At 66.5% G+C, this 22,609-nt stretch carries 20 protein-coding genes and 1 tRNA gene; 8 read left to right on the top strand and 13 right to left on the bottom strand.

The features are described from left to right. Positions 1–151 precede the first annotated feature (151 nt). The 9 genes from F8D48_RS08785 to purF form a co-directional block, all read right to left on the bottom strand. Positions 152–820 (bottom strand): CDP-alcohol phosphatidyltransferase family protein, encoded by a 669-nt coding sequence (locus tag F8D48_RS08785; protein WP_151431307.1) that lies wholly within the window; start codon positions 818–820, stop codon positions 152–154. Positions 821–1,021: 201 nt separating this feature from the next. Next, on the bottom strand, positions 1,022–1,378 hold the full coding sequence (locus F8D48_RS08780) for a 4Fe-4S dicluster domain-containing protein (protein WP_135969862.1): 357 nt from the start codon (positions 1,376–1,378) through the stop codon (positions 1,022–1,024). Positions 1,379–1,384: 6 nt separating this feature from the next. Then, the gene (locus F8D48_RS08775) at positions 1,385–2,473 is read right to left on the bottom strand and encodes a hydrogenase large subunit (protein ID WP_150839805.1); all 1,089 of its coding nucleotides are present in this window, start codon (positions 2,471–2,473) and stop codon (positions 1,385–1,387) included. Position 2,474: 1 nt separating this feature from the next. After that, the gene (locus F8D48_RS08770) at positions 2,475–3,203 is read right to left on the bottom strand and encodes an NADH-quinone oxidoreductase subunit C (RefSeq protein ID WP_151431305.1); all 729 of its coding nucleotides are present in this window, start codon (positions 3,201–3,203) and stop codon (positions 2,475–2,477) included. Positions 3,204–3,209: 6 nt separating this feature from the next. After that, entirely contained in the window at positions 3,210–3,653 is a 444-nt protein-coding gene (locus F8D48_RS08765) for an NADH-quinone oxidoreductase subunit B family protein (RefSeq protein ID WP_135969865.1), read from the bottom strand. 12 nt (positions 3,654–3,665) lie between these two features. Then, positions 3,666–4,535, bottom strand: coding sequence for an NADH-quinone oxidoreductase subunit H (locus tag F8D48_RS08760; protein WP_135969890.1), 870 nt, complete (start codon positions 4,533–4,535; stop codon positions 3,666–3,668). A gap of 16 nt (positions 4,536–4,551) precedes the next feature. Continuing rightward, complete coding sequence (locus tag F8D48_RS08755) at positions 4,552–6,486, bottom strand: NADH-quinone oxidoreductase subunit 5 family protein (RefSeq protein ID WP_151431303.1); 1,935 nt, start codon at positions 6,484–6,486, stop codon at positions 4,552–4,554. A 206-nt stretch (positions 6,487–6,692) separates the two neighbouring features. Next, positions 6,693–7,979, bottom strand: coding sequence for a branched-chain amino acid transport system II carrier protein (gene brnQ, locus F8D48_RS08750; RefSeq protein ID WP_135969867.1), 1,287 nt, complete (start codon positions 7,977–7,979; stop codon positions 6,693–6,695). A gap of 217 nt (positions 7,980–8,196) precedes the next feature. Beyond that, the gene (gene purF / locus F8D48_RS08745) at positions 8,197–9,600 is read right to left on the bottom strand and encodes an amidophosphoribosyltransferase (protein WP_151431301.1); all 1,404 of its coding nucleotides are present in this window, start codon (positions 9,598–9,600) and stop codon (positions 8,197–8,199) included. A 214-nt stretch (positions 9,601–9,814) separates the two neighbouring features. Between purF and F8D48_RS08740 the strand changes: the two genes are divergently transcribed. From F8D48_RS08740 to dapF, 5 genes are all read left to right on the top strand, one after another. Continuing rightward, the gene (locus F8D48_RS08740) at positions 9,815–11,014 is read left to right on the top strand and encodes a class II glutamine amidotransferase (RefSeq protein WP_151431298.1); all 1,200 of its coding nucleotides are present in this window, start codon (positions 9,815–9,817) and stop codon (positions 11,012–11,014) included. Positions 11,015–11,019: 5 nt separating this feature from the next. Then, a complete protein-coding gene (locus F8D48_RS08735; protein ID WP_151431310.1) occupies positions 11,020–12,534 on the top strand; it encodes a glutamate synthase-related protein in 1,515 nt (504 codons plus the stop codon). A 14-nt stretch (positions 12,535–12,548) separates the two neighbouring features. After that, a complete protein-coding gene (locus F8D48_RS08730; protein WP_151431296.1) occupies positions 12,549–13,346 on the top strand; it encodes a GltB/FmdC/FwdC-like GXGXG domain-containing protein in 798 nt (265 codons plus the stop codon). Between the two features lie 95 nt (positions 13,347–13,441). Then, positions 13,442–15,535 (top strand): glutamine synthetase III family protein, encoded by a 2,094-nt coding sequence (locus F8D48_RS08725; RefSeq protein ID WP_151431294.1) that lies wholly within the window; start codon positions 13,442–13,444, stop codon positions 15,533–15,535. Between the two features lie 37 nt (positions 15,536–15,572). Then, positions 15,573–16,562, top strand: a complete 990-nt coding sequence (gene dapF / locus F8D48_RS08720; protein ID WP_170272784.1) for a diaminopimelate epimerase — start codon at positions 15,573–15,575, stop codon at positions 16,560–16,562. A 158-nt stretch (positions 16,563–16,720) separates the two neighbouring features. Here the strand turns inward: dapF and F8D48_RS08715 are convergent, their stop codons facing one another. The 3 genes from F8D48_RS08715 to F8D48_RS08705 all read right to left on the bottom strand — a co-directional run bounded on the left by F8D48_RS08715 (position 16,721) and on the right by F8D48_RS08705 (position 19,028). Beyond that, positions 16,721–17,938 (bottom strand): LL-diaminopimelate aminotransferase, encoded by a 1,218-nt coding sequence (locus tag F8D48_RS08715; RefSeq protein WP_151431290.1) that lies wholly within the window; start codon positions 17,936–17,938, stop codon positions 16,721–16,723. Between the two features lie 247 nt (positions 17,939–18,185). After that, positions 18,186–18,262 (bottom strand) — tRNA-Pro (locus F8D48_RS08710). A 124-nt stretch (positions 18,263–18,386) separates the two neighbouring features. Beyond that, positions 18,387–19,028 carry a helix-turn-helix transcriptional regulator gene (locus F8D48_RS08705; RefSeq protein WP_170272783.1) on the bottom strand — a complete coding sequence of 214 codons (642 nt, stop codon included), beginning with the start codon at positions 19,026–19,028 and terminating at the stop codon, positions 18,387–18,389. 182 nt (positions 19,029–19,210) lie between these two features. Between F8D48_RS08705 and F8D48_RS08700 the strand changes: the two genes are divergently transcribed. From F8D48_RS08700 to F8D48_RS08690, 3 genes are all read left to right on the top strand, one after another. Then, the gene (locus F8D48_RS08700; RefSeq protein WP_151431285.1) at positions 19,211–20,062 is read left to right on the top strand and encodes a hypothetical protein; all 852 of its coding nucleotides are present in this window, start codon (positions 19,211–19,213) and stop codon (positions 20,060–20,062) included. Between the two features lie 142 nt (positions 20,063–20,204). Then, the gene (locus F8D48_RS08695) at positions 20,205–20,534 is read left to right on the top strand and encodes a type II toxin-antitoxin system RelB/DinJ family antitoxin (RefSeq protein ID WP_016308744.1); all 330 of its coding nucleotides are present in this window, start codon (positions 20,205–20,207) and stop codon (positions 20,532–20,534) included. After that, on the top strand, positions 20,531–20,986 hold the full coding sequence (locus F8D48_RS08690) for a PIN domain-containing protein (RefSeq protein WP_170272782.1): 456 nt from the start codon (positions 20,531–20,533) through the stop codon (positions 20,984–20,986). The genes F8D48_RS08695 and F8D48_RS08690 overlap by 4 nt, the downstream gene beginning before the upstream one ends. A gap of 19 nt (positions 20,987–21,005) precedes the next feature. Here F8D48_RS08690 and F8D48_RS08685 read toward each other — a convergent pair whose 3' ends face one another. After that, positions 21,006–22,532, bottom strand: a complete 1,527-nt coding sequence (locus tag F8D48_RS08685; protein WP_151431281.1) for a helix-turn-helix transcriptional regulator — start codon at positions 22,530–22,532, stop codon at positions 21,006–21,008. Positions 22,533–22,609: the final 77 nt, after the last annotated feature.

The following is a 22,609-nucleotide window of genomic DNA, read 5'->3' as shown; positions in this document are numbered from 1 at the left end:
CCGCGGGGCGGGGGCTCCCTCCGCGCGGGATCGCTGCGATCCGGAGGCATCCCGCGCCCCGCGCGAGGCGCGGTCGTCCCGCACCGAGGGCATGGACAGCGACGAGGGGGCCTTGCGGCGCGTGGGCCGGACCGGCCGGCCCTCCCCTTCCCTACGCGGCGCCATGACCGGCGAGCCTTTCCCGGGCGAGGGCGTCCCGCAGCTGCCGCACGGCGGCCACGGTATAGTAGACGGTCACTCCGAGCGAGAGCACGAGTCCGGCGTAGATGAACCAGATGCCCCAGGACACGGGAGCTCCGTTGAAGCCGGGCAGCCAGGATAGGTCGCACCAGCCCAGGCCGGGAACGAGGGGCCAGTTGAGCAGCAGCCCCGAGAACCCGATGAAAAGGAAGGTAGTGGCGAACTTGCCCGGATAGACCACGGGCACGCGGATACGGAAGCGGGAGATGAGCCAGCCGCCGCCGATGAGCAGGTAGGCGTCGCGCACCACCACGACGACGATGACCCACAAGGGGATGCGGCCGACGAGGAACACACCGAGCACGCCGGTGATCATGAGGATGCGGTCGATGGCAGGGTCGAGCAGCTGGCCCAAGCGAGTGACCGTGTGAGTGCGCCGGGCAATCTGCCCGTCGAGGAAGTCGGTGGCCGCGGCCGTGGCGAACACGAGAGTGGCGGCCAGATTGAGGCCCTGCAGCAGCAGAGCGAGGTAGAGCGGCACCATGAGCAGGCGGATGAGGGAAATCACGTTGGCCACGGTGAAGACCTTGTGGGACACCTCGTCGGCGGCTCCCCGGGGGCTCTTCGCGTTCTCGGCCATAGAATGCACTTCCTCTTCTCAAAAAGTCCGGACTCCCCGAGGAGCCCGGACTGTCATGCCAGCTGATGCAATTCTATCAGATGCCCCGCATGCACAGAGCATCGCCACGAAACTTAACGGCCCGTTCACCTTACTTTTCCGTCACCATGGACACCGGCCGGCGGGGAAATGCGAGGCGCCCGGCCGAGGACCGACTGCCCCCTAGGCCGAGGCCTTGGGATCGGGCACCTCGAGCACGGTGCAGGACTGGGCCGTGGCGATGGGGGTGTAGGCGGAATCCATGGCCAGGCAGGCCTTGGGGCAGGCGCGCACGCAGCTGCCGCACTGGACGCAGCGGAACGGGTCGATGGCCCAGGTGCGCTCCTTCTTCTCCACGACGATGGCATCGGCCGGACAGGCCTTGGCGCAGATGCCGCAGAGGATGCACAGGGACGCGTCGTTGACGATGTGACCCTTCAGACCGGCCGGGGCCGGCTTGGTCTCGAGGGGGTACAGCAGGGTCTCCGGCTTCTTGAACAGCGATCCGAAGGTCATGCCCCCCAGTTTGAAGCTTCCCATGGCGGCCTACCTTTCCGTGCAGCTGATGCAGGGGTCGATGGTCAGGATGATCATGTTCACGTCGGCCAGATCGCATCCCTTCAGGGCCACGGTCATGCCGGCGAGGTTCTGCGAGGTTGGCGTCCGGATGCGCATGCGCTCCAGGTTCTTAGAGCCGTTGCCGCGGGCGTAGTAGTAGCACTCGCCGCGGGGCTGCTCCAACACGTTGGAGGCCTGGGCCCCGTCGGCTGGAGCGCCCTTCACGGCCACCTCGATGTCGCCGGCAGGGATCTTCGCCGCCAGCTCCTTGATGATCTCGATGGACTGGAGCACCTCCAGGCAGCGCACCTTCACGCGGGCGTAGCAATCGCCCTCGGTGGCCACGATGGGCTGGAAGTCGGCCAGGTCGCCATAGGCCCCCTTGCCGAAGGAGCGCACGTCGTAGGGCAGGTTGGAGGCGCGGGCGAAGGGGCCCACCATGGACAGCGAGCGGGCATCCTCGGTGGAGATGTGACCCACGCCCACGGTGCGGTTCTTCACCGAGGTGTCGGTGAGCAGGGTGTTCATGATCTTGGTGTAGTCGTCCTTCAGCCCATCGAGCACCGCGTTGATCTCGGCCATCTGGGTGGCGTCGATGTCGCGCACCACGCCGCCCACCTTCACCACAGATAGGATCACGCGGCCGCCGGTGGTCTTCTCGAACAGGTCGAGCACGCGCTCGCGCAAACGCCAGCAGTGCATGAACATGGACTCGAAGCCGAAAGCATCGGCGGCCAGGCCCAGCCACAGCAGGTGCGAATGCACGCGGGACAGCTCGTGCCAGATGATGCGCAGGTACTCGGCGCGCTTGGGAATCTCCACGCCCATGAGCGACTCCACCGTCTCGGCGTAGCCGATGGAGTGGCCCGTGGCGCAGATGCCGCAGATGCGCTCGGCGATGTAGATGAACTGGTTGTAGTCGCGGGTCTCCACGAGCTTCTCCAGGCCGCGGTGCACGAACCCGATCTGCGGGAGCACGTCCACGACGGTCTCGTCCTGCACCACCAGATCGAGGTGCAGAGGCTCCGGCAGCACGGGGTGCTGCGGGCCGAAGGGAATGACGGTCGCCTTACCCATGCTACTCCCCCTTCCCTTCCGTCTTCGCGGCCTTGGCGGCCTTCGCCTCCAGAGCGGCGCGCACCTTGGCGGCCTTCTCCGGATCGAGGCCCGCTATCTTGGCCTGGATCTCCTCCTCGGTCAGCGCCGCCGACGGGGCCGGAGCCGTCTCGACAGCGGCCGCGGCGGCCTTGGCGGCCTTCGCCTCCAGAGCGGCGCGCACCTTGGCGGCCTTCTCGGGATCCAGCCCGGCGATCTTGGCCTGAATCTCCTCTTCGGTGGGACCGGCGACGGCCGCAGGGGCGGCCGGTGCTACCTGCTCCTTCTGGGCCGCGGCCTCCTTGGCGGCCTTGGCGGCGGCGATCTTCTTCGCCTTCTCGCGGGCGGCCAGCTGCTCGGGGCTCACCACGGTCATGGGGGCCTTCTCGGCCAGCTGGTAGAACATGCCGCCGAAGTCGATGGCGATGTTCTCGATGGCCACGCCGTACAGGTCGTGGATCTCGTTCTCGCAGACGAAGGCCTCCAGGAACAGGTCGGTGATGGAGGGCACCGCATCATCGGCGCCCACGGCCGCGACCGTGTCGTTCTCCAGCAGGCCGTCCTTCATGTAGGAGTACACCAGATCGATGCCCTCCTCGGTGTTCACCGCGAGGATCTGCACGTAGCGCCAGCCCTCCTCGGCGCGGCGGGCGGCCAGATCGTGCACCTCGGCCAGGGGCACCTCGTTGAACACTTGGCTGAATCGGTCCATGGGCGCTCACGCTCCCTTCTTGGCGGCCTTCATCGCCGCCGACTTCTCGTCGAGTTTGGCCACGCCGGCCACGATGGCGTCGATGAGCTGCTCGGGGCGCACGGCACAGCCGGGGGCGTACACGTCCACGGGAATGGCCTTGTCAACGCCGCCGATGACGTTGTAGCAGTCGTGGAACACCCCTCCCGAGCAAGCGCAGATGCCGCAGGCCACGACGACCTTCGGCTCCAGCATCTGCTCGTAGATCTCACGCACCACGCCGATATTCTGCTCGTTCACGCTGCCGGTGACGAGGAAGATATCGGCATGCTTGGGGTTGCCGGTGTTGATGACGCCGAACCGCTCGCCGTCGAAGCCGGGGCAGAGCGTGGCCAGCACCTCGATGTCGCAGCCGTTGCAGCTGGAACCGTCGTAGTGGATGACCCAGGGCGATTTCGATGCGAATGCCATTTTCGTCCCTCCTTACAGAAACGCCAGCACGGCGATGTTCACGCCGCCGGCCACGAGGGCCACGAGCCACGCCGACTTGAACATGAACTGCCACTTCACGCGGGCGAAGTTATTGTCGATCCATATCTCCAGGAAGTACACGACCGCCACAGCGACGAGCGCCGCGATGAGAGAAAGCGGGCCGCCCCAGACAAAGAACAGACCGATCCAGCCCATGAACAGCACGTTCTCGCACCAGTGCATGATCTCCACCAGACCCAAGGTCGAGCCGCTCATCTCAGTGGTCACGCCGCGGACGATCTCCTGGTGGGCGTGGTGGGACAGCGCCAGGTCGAAGGGCGACTTGCGCAGCTTGATGGTGAGGATGAACAGCACCCCCAGAAACACAAGGCCGATAGTGCACACCGCCGGATGCGGAAGCCCGAAGGCGGCGGCCACATCGAAGGAGCCGGTCACCTGGAAGAACGCCACGGCCATGAGCAGCACCATGGGCTCGTAGGACATCACCTGGAGCGTCTCGCGGGCCGCGCCCACCTCGGCGTAGGGGCTGCGGGTGGAATAGGCCGCCATGATGAAGAACAGGCTGGAGAGCGTGATGACGAACACGCACAGAAGCAGGTTGCCGCCGGAGAAGAAGATGCCGCCGGCGAGCACGGCGAACAGGAGGGCCGCCCCCACGTAGACGCGCTCGACGGCGTTCACACTGGCGCGCTCCTTTTCGAAGAGCTTGCGCACATCGTAGTAGGGCTGCAGAAGCGGCGGCCCCACGCGGCCCTGCATGCGGGCCGAGATAATGCGGTCGAGGCCGGCGAGCAGGCACCCGACCACCGGCGCGGCGAGCGCGAACAGGAGGGTGCCGATCAGGGTCGTCAGCAAAGTCATCTCAATCACACCCTTCCTAGAAGACCAACGGGGTCACGACGAAGGCCACCACGAACGCGGCCACCATGATGAGCGAGTTGAACACCACGCCCACCGGCGCGATGCGGGCCTCGCCGAACACCGATTCCATGTACCAGTTGCGCGTCGTGGCCTCGGCAGTGCCGGACAGGGCGTTCTGGAAGGAGCGCGCCTCGCCGTCGCGGCTCACGCCGGCCAGGTACACGTCCACCGTGCGGCCCTTGGGCTTGGCGCCCACACCGGCGAACAGGACGACGACCACGATGACGGTGCACAGCGAAGCCAGCCACAGGTTGTCGGCGGAGATGTCCTGACCGACGGTGCCGTAGACACCGAAGATATAGGGCTCCACGACGGCAGCGGAGATGAGGGGCAGAAACACGCAGCCGAGCACGAGCAGGCAGGCCATGAGCAGCAGGGCCGTCCACTCCGTGGGCTTCACGGTCGTCTCCACGTTCTCCGGCGAGCCGGCGATGCCGGCCAGCTTGCCGAGCCACTTGGCCCAGAACATGAACGTGGCGGCGCTGCCGAAGGCGAGGATCACGATGAGGGCCACCTGGCCGGCGTCCACGAAGGACACGAGCGTGGCCCATTTCGCCATGAGCATGCCGAAGGGGGCGATGAACATGGCCATGATGCCGAGCATCATGAAGCGGGCCAGGCGCGGCATGCGGTCGAACAGGAGATCCATGTCCTCGATGTCGCGGCTGCCGATGTGGTGCTCGGCGGTGCCGACACACAGGAACAGCAGCGACTTCGCGATGGCGTGGAACAGGATGAGGAAGGTGGCTGCCCATACAGCCTCGGGGGTGCCCACGCCGGCGCAGGCCGTGATGAGGCCGAGGTTGGCGATGGTGGAGTAGGCCAGCACCCGCTTGGCGTTGGATTGGGAGATGGCCATGAAGGAGCAGAGCACGAAGGTGATGGCGCCCACGAGCATGACCATGATGGAGGGGGCCGGGGCCACGGCGAGCACCGGGGCCAGCTTCACCAGCATGAACACGCCGGCCTTCACCATGGTGGACGAGTGCAGCAGGGCGCTCGTGGGGGTGGGAGCCACCATGGCGCCCAGAAGCCAGGTCTGGAAGGGCATCTGGGCCGCCTTCGTGATGCCGGCGAAGGCCAGGGCCGTCACGGCGAAGGTGACGATGGCCGGCTCGTTCACGCCGATGACGAGGAAGTCCAAAAACGAGAACGTGCCCACGGTGATGGCGCAGGAGTACAGGGCCGCGAGAAAGCCCAGACCGCCGGCCAGGTTCATGACGATCTGGCGGAAGGCGTTGTTGATGGCCTCCTCGGTGCGGGTGTAGCCGATGAGCAGGAAGGAGCACACCGTGGTGACCTCCCAGCCCGTGAACATCCACTCCATGTTGTTCGAGAACACGATGGCGAACATGGCCGCCAGGAACACGAACATGAGGGCGAAGAACAGCGGGCGGCGATCGGCGGCGCCTTCGGGCTGGTGGGCCTGGAAGTCCTCCATATAGCCGAGGGCGTACACGCAGATGCCGCTGCCGATAACGCCGATGATGAAGGCCATGAGCAGCGACAACGAGTCGAAGTAGAGCCCGTAGGGCACCTCGATCTCGTGGGCGAAGACGAACTCCAGCACGAGCGTGCCGACGATCTGCACCGCGGCCAGGGCGATGGCCAGGGCGTTCTTGTAGCGCACACCGAACGCGATGATGACTGCGGCGATGAGCGCCGAGATGCCCGTGCAGACGAAGTCGACCACCTCGCTCTCGAACGAGAACAAGACGGTGGCCGCCCCCAGATTCATCACCACGAGCGCCACCGACGCCGCCGCGATGACCGCTGCCGCCGCGCACACGATGACCCGGCGCGGGCCGTCATGGCGCACGAACAAGAGTACCGCTGCGACGATGAGGGGGAACACGATGAGGAAGCCGAGCAGTCCGAGACTGAGTTCCATACAGGATCCTCCTTACCCTTCTCTTCGGCCCGACACGGCGGAATCTATCCGCCCCGCCCGGGCGAGACCCTGAAGATCTTCGCTCTACCATAGCAAAGAACCGCGCCCCGGGCCGTCCCCTTCCCTGATGGAGGGGCTAATGCTCGGTAAAAGGGTACGGGTGGTTGTGCACGTGCACTAAAATTCGGCGTCCCCGGGCCGCCCGATCAGGGCCGCGGAAGGGGCGCCCTGCCGTCGAACCGGCGCCCCAGAAGGGCGCCGGCCGCAGCGCCAATGAGGGCCGGGGGCAGCCAGCTGAAGCCGAAGACGTAGAGGGGCGCGGCCTCCACGAAGGCGAAGGCGCCGGTGAGGTCGTGGGCGGTCAGAAGCAGGCTCGCCCCCACGGCCGCCAGGGCGGCCCCCTTGAAGGTCCAGGTGGAGCGGATATGCCGGCGGAACAGCAGCAGCACCACGGTGATCATGAACGGCGGGCAGATGACCGACAGCACCGGGGCCGCCAGGCTGATGATGGTGGTAAGACCCAGGTTGCAGATGAGCAGGGCGATGACCACCACGGCGATGAGGGCCGCCCGGTAGCCGACGCGCCGGTCGGTGATGCGCTCCACGTAGGCCGCTGTAGCGCCGACGAGCCCCACGGCCGTGGTCAGGCAGGCGAATCCCACCACCACGCCGAGCACCATGAGGCCGGTGCGCCCCATGAGCTGCTCGGTGATGAGGGTGATGAGGGTGGCCTGGTTCACATCGGCGGGCACCACCGTGGCCGCCGTGGCCCCCAGGTAGGTGAGGCCGCCGTAGACCAGGGTCAGCAGCACGCAGGCCACCAGGCTCGCCCGGGCCGTCACCGACAGCTGGCTCTTCCCGTCGGCATAGCCCGCGGCCCGCACCGACTCCTGCACGATGAGGGCGAAGCCCACCACGGCGAGGATGTCCATGGTCTGGTAGCCCGCCGAGATGCCGTCGGCCACCACCGTGGCCGTCTCGGGAGCGCCCACGGGACCGAGCGGCGTGGCGATGCCGGCCGCCACCATGACAACGATGCCGGCCACGAGCACCGGGGTGAGCACCTTGCCCACGATGTCCACGATGCGGACGGGGCGCAGGGTGAGCAGCAGCACCACGGCGAAGAATAGCAGCGAGAAGGGCAGAAGGCCGATCTGGTCGCCGAGCAAGGGGGCGATGGACATCTCGTAGGTGGTGGCGGCTGTGCGGGGGCTCGCGATGATGACGCCGGTGCACAAAATGGCGGCGGTGTTCAGCACGAGGGCCGCCCGCTTGCCCAGCACCCCCTCGATGGAGAGGATGGAGCCGCCGGCGCGGTTGATAGCCACGACCCCGATGCAGGAGATGACCACGTCCACGAAGACGAAGCAGGCAAGGCCGATGGGCCACTGATCGCCGGATTCCAGGCCGAGGAACGGCGGGAAGATGAGGTTGCCGGCCCCGAAGAACATGGCGAACAGCGCCAATCCGATTACCAGCGCGTCCTTGTTCATGGGCCTCCCTCTCTCACACGCGGTCTCGCACATACCGTACCGCCCGCGGAACCCATTGTCCGCGCACGAGAGGGACATGATGACGGAAGGGCGCCCCGGTTACCCGCTCAACGCCAAAGCGGCATAAAATCGTCAAGGGGTGCCGGGGCGCCTCCCGAAGGGGCGGGCGCGGCCAAGGGAGTCCGCGCACCTGGAAACGGCGCTGCCGGGGGCGGCGCTACAGCGGGCGGGGCACCGGGTAGCTTCCCGTGAAGCACGCCTCGCACCACCCCTGGTGACGCGCTCCGCCGACAGCCCGGTGCAGCCCTTCCAGGGAGATGAAGGCCAGCGAATCGCAGCCGATCCACCGCCGCATCTCCTCGGTAGTGCGCCCGGCGGCCAGAAGCTGATCGCGGGTGGCCGTGTCGATGCCGTAGAAGCAGGGCCAGCGCACCTCGGGGCTCACGATGCGCAGGTGCACCTCGGCCGCCCCCGCCTCGTAGAGCATGGACACCAGCTGGCGGCTCGTGCTGCCGCGCACGATGCTGTCGTCGATGACCACGAGGCGCTTGCCCGCGATAACGCTGGGCAGCGGGTTCAGCTTTAGGGTGATGCCCCGCTCGCGCATGGCCTGGGTGGGCTGGATGAAGGTGCGGCCCACGTAATGGTTCTTCACGATGCCGAAGGCGTAGGGAATGCCGCTCGCCTCGGCATAGCCCACCGCCGCCGGCGTCCCAGAGTCGGGCACGCCGATCACCGCGTCGGCCTGAACGGGGGCCTCCGCCGAGAGTATGGCCCCCATGGCCCGGCGCGCCTGGTAGACGCTCTGCCCGTCGATGATGCTGTCGGGGCGGGCGAAGTACACGTACTCGAAGATGCAGGAGGCGCGCCGCGGCGCCGCGCGCCCGCTCTCGGCGACCAGCCCCTCGCGCCCGAGGCGCACCACCTCGGCCGGCTCCACATCGCGCACGTAGGCCGCGCCCGCGATATCGAGCCCGCAAGTCTCGGAGGAGACGACCCAGCCGCCTTCGGGCAGGCGCCCGATGCACAGCGGGCGAATGCCGTGCGGGTCGCGGAAGGCGTAGAGGGCCCGGGGCGTGGCCAGGATCATGGCATAGGCGCCCTCAAGCACATCCATGGCCTGCCGTATGCCCTCGCGGACCGATCCGGCCCGGCGGACCGCCCGCGCGATGACGTGGGCCGCCACCTCGCTATCGGTGCCCGCGGCGAAGACGGCCCCCTCGGCCTCAAGCGACGCTCGCAGCGCCTCGGTGCCGAGGAGCGTGCCGTTGTGAACCAGGGCGATGGACTCCGCATCGATGGTCGACAGGTGGGGCTGGGCGGCATCCCGCGAGGAGGCGGCTCCGCTTGTGGAATAGCGCACGTGCCCCACGGCCAGCAAGCCGCCCAGCTCTTCCATCACCGCATCGTCGAACACCTGGGTGACCAGGCCCACATCCTTGTGGCAGCGCAGCGTCTCCCCATCCCCCACGGCGATGCCAGCGCTCTCCTGGCCCCGATGCTGCAGGGCCTGCAGACCAAAGCCCGCGAGGCGGGCCACATCCTCGCCGGGGGCGTACACTCCGAATACACCGCAGGCTTCCTCCAGGGCATCGGGCATTTCGCAGACAACGGTTTCCATGGCGCGCATCGCTCCTCCAACGACGTATTGGGGCCGTCCTTCTTATCGGCGGTCTCCCATGGTAGCCGACAAACGCGGGTGCAGAGGCGCGCGGGCCGGGAGGAAATGCGCTGGAAACAAGACCCGTACCAAGCGGAAACAAAGTTGACCCTCCCGCGTAACGTTGGGGGCCTAGCATGGGGACGCTGAAAACCACGAACGAGGAGTCGCAGCTATGACACGCAGGAACATTCCCCGCGAGGGCGAGGTTCGCATCCCCTCGGGCTGCGCCATCGCGGGCATCATGGATCGCAGCGGCGCGCGCCACGACGGAGGCGACATCCTGCGCTCCATCGCGCTCATGCACGATCGGAGCAACGGGCTGGGCGGCGGGTTCGCCGCCTACGGCATCTACCCCGACTACGCCGACCTGTACGCCTTCCATATTATGTACGAGAGCCGCGAGGCCCGCGCCGCCGCCGAGGCCTATCTGGAGCACTTCTACCTCTGCGAGAAGCAGGAGCGCATTCCCACCGAGGAGCACCCGGCCATCAAGAACCCGCCGGACATCTGGCGCTATTTCATGGCGCCGCATCCCATGCGCCTGGCCGCGAGCGGGCTGGACGAGGCGGAGTACACCATGCAGCACGTCTTCCATATCAACGGGAAGATCGAGGGCGCCTTCGTGGCCTCGTCGGGCAAGGACATGGGCGTGTTCAAGGGCGTGGGGTACCCCGAGGACATCGGAGAGTTCTACCGCATCGGCGACTACGAGGCCTGGGCCTGGACGGCCCACGGGCGCTTCCCCACCAACACGCCCGGCTGGTGGGGCGGGGCGCACCCCTTCACCTTGCTGAACTGGTCGGTCGTCCACAACGGCGAGATTTCCAGCTACGACGCGAACCGCCGCTACGTGGAGCAGTTCGGCTACGACTGCGAGCTGCAGACCGACACCGAGGTCATCACCTACCTGTTCGACCTTCTGGCCCGCCGCCACGGCCTGTCCCAGCAGATGGCCGCCCACATCATGGCAGCCCCCTCCTGGCGCGAGATCGACGCCATGGAACCCGACCGGGCTGCCTTCGAGACGGCGCTGCGCACGGTGTACGCCAGCGCGCTCGTGAACGGGCCCTTCTCCATCATCGTGGGCTCCGAGGAGGGGCTTTTGGCCCTGAACGACCGCTTGAAGCTGCGGGCGCTCATGGTGGCCGAGAAGGGGCCGATGGTGTATCTGGCCAGCGAGCAGGCGGCCATCCAGGTGGTGTGCCCCGACGCGGAGAACGTGCGCTCCATCGAGGGCGGCGTGCCCTTCGTGGTGCAGCGCGACGATGTGGCGGCCGCCAAGGCCGGCGAGGCCGCGGAGAACCGGGCGGTGCGCGACTGGCCGCTGGAACACGAAGTGGGCGTGCTGCCCCGCAAGAGAAGGGAGGCGTGAGCGCCATGGATGCTACGACCAACTGCGTGCTCCCCCGCTACCGGGTCGTGCGCGACGAGGCGGCCTGCACCGGCTGCGCCCAGTGCGTGCGCTCCTGCGCCAACGGCGTGCACCGCCTGCGGAAAGACCCCGATCGCATCGTCATCAACTCCCGCGCCTGCGTGAACTGCCAGCGCTGCGTGGTGTTCTGCCCCGAGCTGGCCCTGACTATCCGGCCGTGGCCCCAGGTGGGCACCGGCTCGTCCACCTGGACGGCCGAGGCCATGGCCGACATCGCCAAGCAGGCCCAGACCGGCGCCGTGCTGCTGTCGTCCATGGGAACGCCCGCCCCCTACCCCATCTACTGGGACCACCTGCTGCTGAACGCGAGCCAGGTGACCAATCCCTCCATCGACCCTCTGCGCGAGCCCATGGAGACCCGGGTGTTTTTGGGCAGCCGGCCCGAGATCCTCAAGATCAACGAGCGCGAGCGACGGGTGGTGGAGCCCCTGCCGCCGCAGCTGAAGCTCGATGTGCCGATCATGTTCTCGGCCATGTCCTTCGGCTCCATCTCGCTGAACGCCCAGAAGGCCCTGGCCCTAGCCGCCACCGAGCTGGGCACCTTCTTCAACGTGGGCGAGGGCGGCATGCACCGCGACCTGGAGCCCTTCGCCGACCACGCCTTCGCCCAGGTAGCATCGGGGCGCTTCGGCGTGGATGCGCACTACCTGAACACGGCAGCGGCCATCGAGATCAAGATCGGCCAGGGCGCCAAGCCCGGCATCGGCGGACACTTGCCCGGGGAGAAGATCAACAGCGAGGTGTCGCGCACCCGCATGATCCCCGAGGGCAGCGATGCCATCTCGCCGGCGCCTCACCACGACATCTACTCCATCGAGGATTTGCGCCAGCTCATCTTCTCCATCAAGGAGGCCACCGGCTACCGCAAGCCCGTGGCGGTGAAGATCGCCGCCGTGCACAACGCCGCCGCCATCGCCAGCGGCATGGCCCGCACCGGCGCCGACATCATCGTGGTGGACGGCTTGCGCGGGGGCACCGGCGCCGCCCCCAAGCGCATCCGCGACGCGGTGGGCATTCCGGTGGAGCTGGCCCTGGCCGCCATCGACCAGCGTTTGCGCGACGAGGGCATCCGCTCCACGGTGAGCTTGGTGGCCAGCGGCTCCATCCGCAACTCCGCCGACGTGGTGCGCGCCATCGCCCTGGGGGCCGACGCCTGCTCCATCGGGTCGGCGGCCCTCATCGCCATGGGATGCCATCAGTGCCGCGACTGCTCGAGCGGCCGATGCAACTGGGGCATCGCCACCCAGCGTGCGGCACTCACCGAGCGGCTGCAGCCCGAGGAGGCGGCCGAGCGCGTGGTGAACCTCGTGCGGGCGTGGACCGCCGAGATTCAGGAGATGATGGGCGGCATGGGCATCAACGCCGTGGACAGCCTGCGGGGCAACCGCCTGATGCTGCGCGGCGTGGGGCTCAACGAGAAGGAACTGGACATCCTCGGCGTGAAGTACGCCGGCGAGTAGGACGGGAGGAAGCCATGACCGACGCGACCCACACCCTGGACGCCGGGAAAGCCGAGGCGGCCGCAGGCACGGCGGCCTTGGCCGGCGGAACGGCCACAGGCGAGGTGACTCTCGGGCTCGCCCACTTCAAGGAGGCCAACGAGCAGGTGCGGAAGGCCCTGGCGGGCACCGATGCCGTCGTCGTCCGCGATGCGAACGCCCAGCGCTACCTCGGCTGCGCGCTGCCCGCGGGCAAATCGCTCGACATCCTCGGCACTCCCGGCAACGATTTGGGCTGCTACCTGGATGGCGGCGCCATCGTCGTGCACGGCAACGGCCAGGACCAGGTGGGCAACACCATGAACGACGGCGCCATCGTCGTGCACGGGCGCATCGGGGACGCCGCCGGCTACGCCATGCGCGGGGGCACCATCCTCGTGCGCGGCGACTGCGGCTGGCGCGCGGGCATCCACATGAAGGAGTACGCGGGCAAGCGCCCAGCCATCGTCATCGGCGGAGATGCCGGCGCCTTCCTCGGCGAGTACATGGCCGGCGGCGTGATCGTCATCGGGGGCACGCCCGGCGACTATGTGGGCACCGGCATGCACGGCGGGGTGATCTACCTGCGCCATCCCTTAAGCACCGAGCGCATCATGGACGGTCTCATCCAGGAACTCGTCGGCGACGAGGACATCCCTCAGCTTGCCGCGCTGCTCGCCGCCTACGACGAGGCTTTCGCGAGCGAGGGCCCGCCCTTGGGCGGCGACCCGGGCAGCTGGTACTGCCTGCGTGCCGCAAGCGCCCGCCCCTACGGCGGCCTGTACGCCCACTAGGCCGACCCGCTGCCGTACCTGTCGTTCCACCTGTCGCTTTACTGTCGATTCACCTGTATTCGCTCTGAGCACCGCCTACAGAAAAGGAGATTCCCATGACCAACGTTCCCGAGATCTACGGCTCCCTTGTGTTCAACGAGTCCACCATGCGCGAGCGCCTGCCCAAGGCCACTTACAAGCAGCTCATGGACACCATCAAGGAAGGCGCGCCGCTTGCGCCCGAGGTGGCCAACGTGGTGGCCCACGCCATGAAGGAATGGGCCATCGAGAAGGGCGCCACCCACTACACCCATTGGTTCCAGCCGCTTTCCGGCATCACCTCCGAGAAGCACGATGCCTTCGTGGACCCCACCTCCGACGGCCACGCCATCATGACCTTCTCGGGCAAGGAGCTCATCCAAGGCGAGCCGGATGCCTCCAGCTTCCCCTCCGGCGGCCTGCGCGCCACCTTCGAGGCCCGCGGCTACACCGCCTGGGACCCCACCTCCTACGCCTTCATTAAAGACGACGTGCTCTGCATTCCCACCGCCTTCTGCAGCTACACTGGCGAGGCTTTGGACAAGAAGACGCCGCTTCTGCGCTCGATGAAGGCCATCGAGACCCAGGCGCGCCGCGTGCTGGAGCTCTTCGGCGAGGAGGATGCGGGCCGCGTGGTGACCAACGTCGGCGCCGAGCAGGAGTACTTCCTCATCTCCGAGAAGGACTACGAGCGCCGCATGGACCTCATGCTCACGGGCCGCACCCTGTTCGGCTATTCCCCCTGCAAGGGTCAGGAATTGGAGGAGCACTACTTCGGCGCCATCCGTCCCACCGTGAGCGCCTACATGAAGGAGCTCGACGACGAGCTGTGGATGCTCGGCGTGCCCGCCAAGACCAAGCACAACGAGGTGGCCCCGGCCCAGCACGAGCTGGCACCCATCTATTCCGAAGCCAACCGCGGCATCGACGAGAACCTGCTCACCATGGAGAAGATGCGCCTTCTGGCCAGCCGCTACGGTCTGGTGTGCCTGCAGCACGAGAAACCCTTCGAGGGCGTGAACGGCTCGGGCAAGCACAACAACTGGTCCATCTCGGCTGGCAGCAAGAACCTGCTCGACCCAGGCGAGCACCCCATGGACAACCTGCGCTTCTTGGTGTTCCTCGCCGGCGTGGTGCAGGCCGTCGACGATTACCAGGAACTGCTGCGCATGACCGTGGCCAGCGCGGGCAACGATCATCGCCTGGGGGCCAACGAGGCGCCCCCGGCCATCATCTCGATGTTCCTCGGCGACGAGCTGGGAGCGGTCGTGAACGCGCTCATCGAGGGCCGCGACTACAGCGAGGCAGACCGCGTGTCCATGGACCTCGGCGTAAGCGTGCTGCCCAACTTCCAGAAGGACAACACCGACCGCAACCGCACGAGCCCCTTCGCCTTCACGGGCAACAAGTTCGAGTTCCGCATGCCTGGCTCGGCGGTGAACCTGTCGGACGCGAACATGGTGCTGAACACGGCCATGGCAAAATCGCTGAAGGACTTCGCCGACGCCCTGGAGGACAAGACCGGCGACGAGTTCGTACAGGCGGCCTGGGATTACGTGAAGCAGACCCTGCGCGATCACGAGCGCATCATCTTCAACGGCAACGGGTACTCCGCCGAGTGGGAAGAGGAGGCCGCCCGTCGCGGCCTGGCCAACCACAAGACCACGGCTGATGCGCTGCCCTGCTTCGTGGCGCCGAAGTCCATCGAGCTGTTCGAGGAGTTCGGCGTGCTCTCCGAAAGCGAGGTGCGCAGCCGCTACGAGGTGAAGCTGGAGAAGTACAACAAGCTCATCAACATCGAGGCCCGCGTGATGCGACGTATGATGCGGCGGCTGTACCTGCCGGCCATCAGCGCCTATGCCGCTAAGGTGGCCGACCATATCACCGCGGTGAAGGCGGCCATGCCCGCTGCCAACACGTCCGCCCAAGAGGCGCAGCTCGCCCGCATCATGGATGGGCTGAACGAGGCGCAGGAGAAGTTCGATGCCCTGGCCGCCAAGCACAGGGAGATCGTGAAGATCGACGACGCCCAGGCCGCGGCGAATGCCAACGCCCACGAGCTGCTGCCGCTCATGGAGAGCCTGCGCGAGACCGTGGACAACCTGGAGATTCTCGTGCCCGACAGCGATTGGCCCGTGCCGTCGTACAATGAGATCCTCTTCTATGCCTAGGCGCGCGCGACGAGATATTCAGGGAAAGGTGATGGCCATGGAGATAACGGGAGCAGGCGTTGCGGGTCGCTACCCCTTCGCGAAGCTGCACGGGCTCGGCAACGACTTCGTGTTCTTCGACGACCGCGACGAGACGTTGGATGTGTCAGTTGACCAGGTGAAGCAGCTGTGTGACCGCCGATTCGGCATCGGAGCCGACGGAGTCATCCTCGTGCGGCCCGCTCGCCTTGAGGGCTGCGATGGACTCATGTACTACATCAACGCCGACGGCACCTTGGCCCAGATGTGCGGCAACGGCGTGCGCTGCTTCGCGAAGTACGTGGTGGACCGCGGCATCGTGGACGCCGCGCGCGGCAGCCTGACCGTGGAGACCCTGGCCGGGCCGCGTGCCATCCGCTTCACGATGAACGAGGCCGGCAAGCTTGCCATGGCCCAGGTGGACATGGGCGCCCCCGTTCTGGCGGCCGCCGAGGTTCCCCTGAATGCCGCCGCAGCCGACGAGGCCACGGCGGTGGTGCTGGAAGAGCGGGCGGTGCGCCCGTGCGACGGGCAGGCGCGTTCTTCCGCCACGGCACTGACGCTGGCCTACCCCACCGGTCCCTCGTTCGCCTTCGTCGGCGTGTCCATGGGCAACCCCCATGCCGTGTGCCTCATCGACAACTGGGAGGCGCTGCCCGCCCATTTGTTCAAGGACTGCGAGAAGTCGCTGGACACCTTCGACGTGGACGCCGTGGGAGCCTACTTCGAGAGCCATCCCGCCTTCCCCGAGAAGACCAACGTGGAATTCGCCTGCGTGGATGGTAGCGGCATCGCCATGCGCGTCTTCGAGCGCGGCTGCGGCGAGACCATGGCCTGCGGAACCGGCGCCTGCGCGACGCTGGTGGCCGCGGCCCTCACCGGGCGCTCCGAGCGCGAGAACGACGTGCGCCTGCGCGGGGGCACCCTGCATATTCTCTGGGACGAGACCGACCACGTCATCATGACCGGCCCGGCCGAGGAGGCCTTTACCGGCGAAGTGGAGCTGTAACCCTCCGCGGCAGTCGGGCGCTCGCGCGAAGCCCCTATCTCCCGGCACGACAACGCCCCCGCAATCATGGCGAAAGCCGCGATTGCGGGGGCGTTTCACGTGCAGGGCCAGCTTTGAGGGCGCGGACGCGCGGCGGGGAGCGCGCTCGAGTGGTACCCCTACCCGAGGGCGCCGATCCGCTCCATGGCCCGCTCGGCGTCGGCCCGCTCGCCGAAGGCAGTCAGGCGCACGTAGCCCTCGCCGGCCGGGCCGAAGCCGGCCCCGGGCGTGGTAATGATGGCCGCCTCGTTCAAAAGCCGGTCGAAGAACTCCCACGAGCCCATGCCCTCGGGCGTCTTGCACCAGATATAGGGGCTGTTCACCGCCCCGTACACGGTGTAGCCGGCCGCCTCCAGGCCCTCCTTAATAAGCCGCGCGTTAGCCCGATAGTACGCGATAGTCTCGCCCACCTGGCGCGCGCCTTCCGGCGTGTAGATGGCCTCGGCTCCGCGCTGGATCACATAGGAGGCGCCGTTGAACTTGGTGCACTGGCGACGGTTCCACATATCGCGAAGGCTCGCTCCCCCGCGCACGAGTGCCCGGGGCACCACGGTGTAGCCGCAGCGGGCCCCCGTGAAACCGGCCGTCTTCGAGAAGGAGCGGAACTCGATGGCGCAGGTTGCGGCACCGGGCACCTCGAAGATGGAATGCGGCACGTCCGCCTCCACGATGAAGCGCTCGTAGGCCGCATCGAACATGATGACCGCCCCGCACTCGTTGGCGTAATCCACCCAGGCTTGGAGCTGATCGCGCGTGAGCACAGTGCCCGTGGGGTTGTTCGGGCTGCACAGGTAGATGATGTCCACCGGCACCTCAGGCAGCGCCGGGCAAAAGCCGTTCTCGGCCGTGGTGGGCATGTAGAGGATGTTCTCCCAACGCTGGGATGCCTCGTCGTAGTCGCCGGCGCGTCCGGCCATGGCATTGGAGTCCACGTAGACGGGGTACACCGGGTCGCACACGGCGATGACGTTGTCGGTGGCGAAGATGTCGCCGATGTTGCCGCAATCCGACTTGGCGCCGTCGGAGATGAAGATCTCATCGGCATCGACGCTCACGCCCCGCGCCGCGAAATCGCCCTGGGCGATGGCCTCGCGCAGGAAGGCGTAGCCCTGCTCGGGACCGTAGCCGTGGAACGTTTCGGCCGTCGCCAGGTCGTCCACGGCACGGTGCATGGCCTCAATGACCGCCGGCGCAAGCGGCCGCGTCACATCGCCGATTCCCATGCGGATCAGATCGGCATCGGGATGCTTCGCGGCAAACGCCGCCGTGCGCCGTGCGATCTCCGAGAAGAGATAGCTTCCTGGCAGTTTTCCGTAGTTCTCGTTGACGTGTGCCATGACCTTGCCTTTCTCGCGGTTTTGCCCATTGTAGGCGGGCTCTGTTACCCGCAGGTTTCGGCTGCCCGAAACGGCCAGGATGCCATCCCGCGAACGGCCAGTCAGCCTGAGCGCGCCCCTGGGCCCACACCGGGCCGGGCATTTCTGGCACGCGGCACGCCGGCACGGTTGGGCCCCTGCGGCCGAAACGGAGCCGGTGAAAGCAAACAGGCTCTGACATCTTGCGATGCCAGAGCCTGAAACAAGCTGGTCGGGTTGACAGGATTTGAACCTGCGGCCCCTTGACCCCCAGTCAAGTGCGCTACCAAACTGCGCCACAACCCGTTGCGCGTTTAAGCCTCTGCTCAAACAGCTTGATTATAATAACCTTACCCCGGAAGCATTGCAAGAGAAATTTTTTCATTTTGGTCTTAACGGCGCCCGCCCGCGGGCGGCGGCACCCCATCCCCTACAGCCCCAGCCGTTCGGCTAGGTCGCCTCGGCGGTTGATACCGAGCTTGCGGTACAAGTTGCGGATGTGGGTCTTCACGGTATTGGACGAGACGACGAGCTCGCCGGCCACCTCGGAGGCCGTCCGTCCCGAAGCGAGCAGCATGAGCACGTCCTCCTCGCGGCGGGTGAGATCGAACGCCCGCGCCGCCCATGCGCACCGCGCGGCTAGCTCGCGCTCATCGCTGGCAGGCCCGCTTGCCTCCACGCCGCCGGATCGCTCGGCCCCGGATGCCGAAATGCAGCTCGACACTTCGTCGCACGGCCAATCCTGATCCGGCTGCGGGGCAAGCGATCTCATCCGCATTGCCTCGCGCTCCATGGCCCGCTCGCGCCAGAGCCTTCCCAACACGAGCGAGGCCACGCCTGCGGCAACGAGCGCCGCCGCACTCCATGCGAGGGGCGCCGCCCCGCCGATGGCGTCGCGGGCCATGACGGCTCCAAGCACCTGAACCACGAAGGCGGCGCTCCAAAGTAGAGCCGTGCGCGTCGCCGTGCCGTCGGGGCGCTGGGAAAAGCAAGCTCGCGCAATGGCGGCGCACGCAAGGGCGAACCCTATAAGGATAAACAGCGCCGCCCCTTCCATCACGCCGATGAACATCGAGAACCTCCTTTTGCTTCTCCGCGCTGACTCTTCTTCCATGAAACATGATTTCCCTGGTGGGCGCAAGGGTGAAAAACTTCACCATTGTCGAAGGGGCCCTCCTCCTGTTAGGTTTGAGAAGCCGGCGCTGCCATCGCATGCAGCCGCTATCATGGAATCGCACCAGAAGGAGGCCACCCATGCAGCAGCTTTCCCTCTCCGCTCCTACCGGCCAGAGGCCGGCCCGCATCGCCCTCGGCATCGCGGGCATCGTCGCTCTCGCCCTCGTGCTCGGGTGGTTTCTCCTTCAGCTCGAACCCGCAGCCCCGCGGAAGGCCGCACCCCTCGAGACGCCCTCGGCTGCGAACAGCCTCCACGATGCTGTCCACTTCGATACGACCTACGAGGTGGTGCCGGTAGCCGCCGGCGAACCGCTCAATGTGAAGGGCTTCGCGCACGGCCACGCATTCACCTACAGCGACGATGAGTGGGCCGAGGTGGCTTGCCAGCTCTCGAAGGAACGGGTGCGCGAGATTACCGAGGCGCCGGACTGGCGCTTCGAGCTCGGCGACATCGACATCCTTCCCGGAGCCGTGCATATCGTGAGCGAGGAGGCCTTCGAGGAATGGTATCCCGGCTACGATGATGCCACTGCCTACGATCCCAGTTATGCGGCGGAAGATGTGCGCATCGTGCTCGTGGACGTCTCGATTGCCAATCACGGCGATACGGCCGCCGACGCACGCTACCTCTACCTCACGTCGGCGAAATTCAAAGCCCCGGCACAAGGCGGCCCCGCCATCGTCTATCCCGCCGATGCAGCGCTTCAGGCAATATACGGGGTGCCCGACGACAAGGCGCCCTTCAAGACGCTGCCAGAAGGATGGGATGCCATTGAACCCGGTGAGAGCCGAACGCTGACGCTCCCCTTCACCGTCTACCGCAACGAGCTGGTCGGCCGCGACGCCATCGACCGGCTCTCCGCTGCCGACTTCGAGCTGCTCACCTACCGCTGCGATCCGCTGACGGTGTACACAATGCCGCTGCGCTAGAAAAGCCCGCACGCGGCGCTAGTTTCACGCGCCCCATCATGGGCTGAAACCAGCGGAGGTAGCGGCGGCCATGCTTATTCCTTGCGTCACCTCTCTCGGTAGGCTACAATATGTACAACGTACAACCATATAGGAGGATTCCATGGCTACCGCCGATGCGATGGTGACGGCCCGTATGTCACCGGAGAAGAAGGAAATGGGCAACCGCATACTGGAGGATTTGGGCACGAACGCCTCCCAGGTCATCAACCAGCTCTACGACCTCGTTATCGAGAAGCGGGCGCTCCCCTTTCCCGAAGCCAAACCTCAGCCGCGTACGTTCTCGCCCCAGGAGATCGCTGAGGCGAAAGCATGGGTGCAGAGCCTGAAGGTGCTACCTCTCGATAATCACTTCGCGACGATGACCGATGACGAGATTCGTCGCGAGCGCCTGGCTTCCCGAGGTCACTTCGATGGATGGGAGGCACAGTGAAACTGTTTGTCGATACCAATATTATCTTGGACTCTTTGGCCCGACGGCAGCCTTTCGAGAAAAAGGCCGATCTGCTCTTCAGCCTCGGTTTCTGCAAGGAGTGCGAGCTATGGATGAGCGCCTCGCAATTCACCGACGCCTTTTATATCCTCACCTCTGGTCCGCAAAAAGTATCGACTACAACGGCAAAGAGCGTTATTAAGACCCTTCTGAAGTCTTTGAATGTGTGTAACTTCACGCGACTCGAAGTTGAAACCGCCCTCGATTCGTCGTGGGACGATTTCGAGGACGCCTGTCTCTACGAATGCGCACGAAAGATGAAGGCCGATGCCATCATCACACGGAACAAGGGAGATTTCGGGCAATCGCGTATTCCCGTTATGGACTGCGACGAGTTGTTCGCCTGGCTTGAACAGGAGCACAGCCTCGTGTACGACTTCATCGATCTCTAGCGTTCGCCGCCCGACGGGCTCACTGCTCCCGCGCTGCATCCTCGTCCCCGGTGCGGTTCACCAGGTCGATGAGCTCGGCGCGCGCGTGAATGCCGAGCTTCTGGTAGATGCGCTTCGCGTGGGACTTCACGGTGTTCTCGGACACGAACAAGCGCTCGGAGATGGCGGGCATGGTATGCCCCTGGGCAAGCAGCGGGAAGATGTCGCGCTCCCGCGGAGTCAGGCCGTATCGCTCGGCCAAGGCAGCGCAACGGGTCGCCAGCACCTCCTCGGGCGTCGGCGCAACCTCAATTGAAGGCGCCGATTCCCCGCCGGAGGGCGCCGGCGCGTTCCAGGCGCCGCCGCCCTCTCGATTGCGGAAGAGCACGATGGCGGCTATGAGCAGCAGGTACACCGATACGAGAGCCACGGCGGTGAGGGCCACATCTCCCGGACGGATATTCTGTGCCTGGGCCGCTCCGAGCAGCGTTCCCGCGAGCGTGGCCGCGTTCGTGACAATGAGCGCAAGCGAGAACAGCAGCGTCGGCGAAGTATGCGTGCGCCGTGCCCCATCGGTGAGCATGCACCAGAGGATAAGCGCCGCGACCATAGCTCCCACCTGGGCGAAAGCGTTCACGATGCCGCCAGCGGCATTCCAGATGAGCGGCAGCAGCAGAAAGCCCGCTGCCGAGAGGGGCAGGGCCACCGAGTACACGCGGCTCAGGCTCAGGGGCTTGCGCACCACAAGGGCCGGCACGAGCAGGCAGGCAATGGCCGCCGCGCTCGCCCACAGCGACGTTTGCTGGAACTCGCCGAGGGGAATGTCCTGCTGCCCCGATATCTGGAGCATAAGGCCGCCCATGAAGCAGAGGATGGCCGTGCCGAGCACCGGATGCCACAAATCGCGCACGAGCCCGTGAAATGCCGACACCTGAAACCCGAAGTCCTCCTCGGGTGCGCGGGCATCGAGCACCCGCTTGGCACAGAGCACCGCCACGAGGAAGAGCAGCGCCGCCAAGGGCAGCACGGCAGCAGCGGACACGAGGGTGAACACGGCGTAGAGCACAAGGCTCGCGCCGTTTGCCACCGTCACATATATATAGACGGTCCGCAAGCTGAGCGTAGCGGAGAAGCGGGCCCACAACAACGTCGCCAGAAGATCGGCCGCTCCGAGAAGCGCACCTGCCAAGGCGAGCCACGGCAGCATGAGCGACGGGGGAACGGCATCGGAGAGATGGAAGACCATGGCCAGCACGAGAAAGGCCGCGAGGGCCGCGGCGATGCACAGGCCCGCCAGCACCCAGGTGACGACCCTCGGCCGAAGGCACTTGCCCCTCGTTGCGGCAAGGAGCACCGTCGTCGCGGAAAGGAGCGCGGCCGCGATGCGGCCGGCCATAGCGCAGCCCGAGAACAGCACGCCGCCGCCGTGCCCGACGGCCGCAGCCGGCGAGAGCAGCGTGGCGGAGTGGAAGGCGACGAAGCTGAATGCCAGGTACAGCGCGTAGCCGGCGGCCAGCAGACCGTCCCGGCCCGAGAGATCCGCTATGGTGTCTTTGAATCGATTCACAAGTTTCCTCCCTCCTTTAGTATAGAGGTTTTCCGCGCCGTGCCCCCAGGGAACAAGGCAACTTTCCCACGATCGCG

The sequence above is a fragment of the Adlercreutzia muris genome (assembly GCF_008831045.1).
GTDB lineage: Bacteria > Actinomycetota > Coriobacteriia > Coriobacteriales > Eggerthellaceae > Adlercreutzia > Adlercreutzia muris.
The sequence above is the reverse complement of the archived record's forward strand: the minus strand, read 5'-3'. Positions and strand labels throughout refer to the sequence as shown.

Bases quoted from the DNA above. Each gene is read 5' to 3' on its own strand.
- F8D48_RS08695 (WP_016308744.1), top strand. From the start codon at position 20,205: ATGGCTACCGCCGATGCGATGGTGACGGCCCGTATGTCACCGGAGAAG.
- F8D48_RS08715 (WP_151431290.1), bottom strand. From the start codon at position 17,938: ATGGCACACGTCAACGAGAACTACGGAAAACTGCCAGGAAGCTATCTC.
- F8D48_RS08765 (WP_135969865.1), bottom strand. From the start codon at position 3,653: ATGGCATTCGCATCGAAATCGCCCTGGGTCATCCACTACGACGGTTCC.
- F8D48_RS08760 (WP_135969890.1), bottom strand. From the start codon at position 4,535: ATGACTTTGCTGACGACCCTGATCGGCACCCTCCTGTTCGCGCTCGCC.
- F8D48_RS08785 (WP_151431307.1), bottom strand. From the start codon at position 820: ATGGCCGAGAACGCGAAGAGCCCCCGGGGAGCCGCCGACGAGGTGTCC.
- F8D48_RS08740 (WP_151431298.1), top strand. From the start codon at position 9,815: ATGACACGCAGGAACATTCCCCGCGAGGGCGAGGTTCGCATCCCCTCG.
- brnQ (WP_135969867.1), bottom strand. From the start codon at position 7,979: ATGAACAAGGACGCGCTGGTAATCGGATTGGCGCTGTTCGCCATGTTC.
- F8D48_RS08700 (WP_151431285.1), top strand. From the start codon at position 19,211: ATGCAGCAGCTTTCCCTCTCCGCTCCTACCGGCCAGAGGCCGGCCCGC.
- F8D48_RS08730 (WP_151431296.1), top strand. From the start codon at position 12,549: ATGACCGACGCGACCCACACCCTGGACGCCGGGAAAGCCGAGGCGGCC.
- dapF (WP_170272784.1), top strand. From the start codon at position 15,573: ATGGAGATAACGGGAGCAGGCGTTGCGGGTCGCTACCCCTTCGCGAAG.
- F8D48_RS08780 (WP_135969862.1), bottom strand. From the start codon at position 1,378: ATGGGAAGCTTCAAACTGGGGGGCATGACCTTCGGATCGCTGTTCAAG.
- F8D48_RS08755 (WP_151431303.1), bottom strand. From the start codon at position 6,486: ATGGAACTCAGTCTCGGACTGCTCGGCTTCCTCATCGTGTTCCCCCTC.
- F8D48_RS08770 (WP_151431305.1), bottom strand. From the start codon at position 3,203: ATGGACCGATTCAGCCAAGTGTTCAACGAGGTGCCCCTGGCCGAGGTG.
- F8D48_RS08725 (WP_151431294.1), top strand. From the start codon at position 13,442: ATGACCAACGTTCCCGAGATCTACGGCTCCCTTGTGTTCAACGAGTCC.
- purF (WP_151431301.1), bottom strand. From the start codon at position 9,600: ATGGAAACCGTTGTCTGCGAAATGCCCGATGCCCTGGAGGAAGCCTGC.
- F8D48_RS08705 (WP_170272783.1), bottom strand. From the start codon at position 19,028: ATGTTCATCGGCGTGATGGAAGGGGCGGCGCTGTTTATCCTTATAGGG.
- F8D48_RS08735 (WP_151431310.1), top strand. From the start codon at position 11,020: ATGGATGCTACGACCAACTGCGTGCTCCCCCGCTACCGGGTCGTGCGC.
- F8D48_RS08775 (WP_150839805.1), bottom strand. From the start codon at position 2,473: ATGGGTAAGGCGACCGTCATTCCCTTCGGCCCGCAGCACCCCGTGCTG.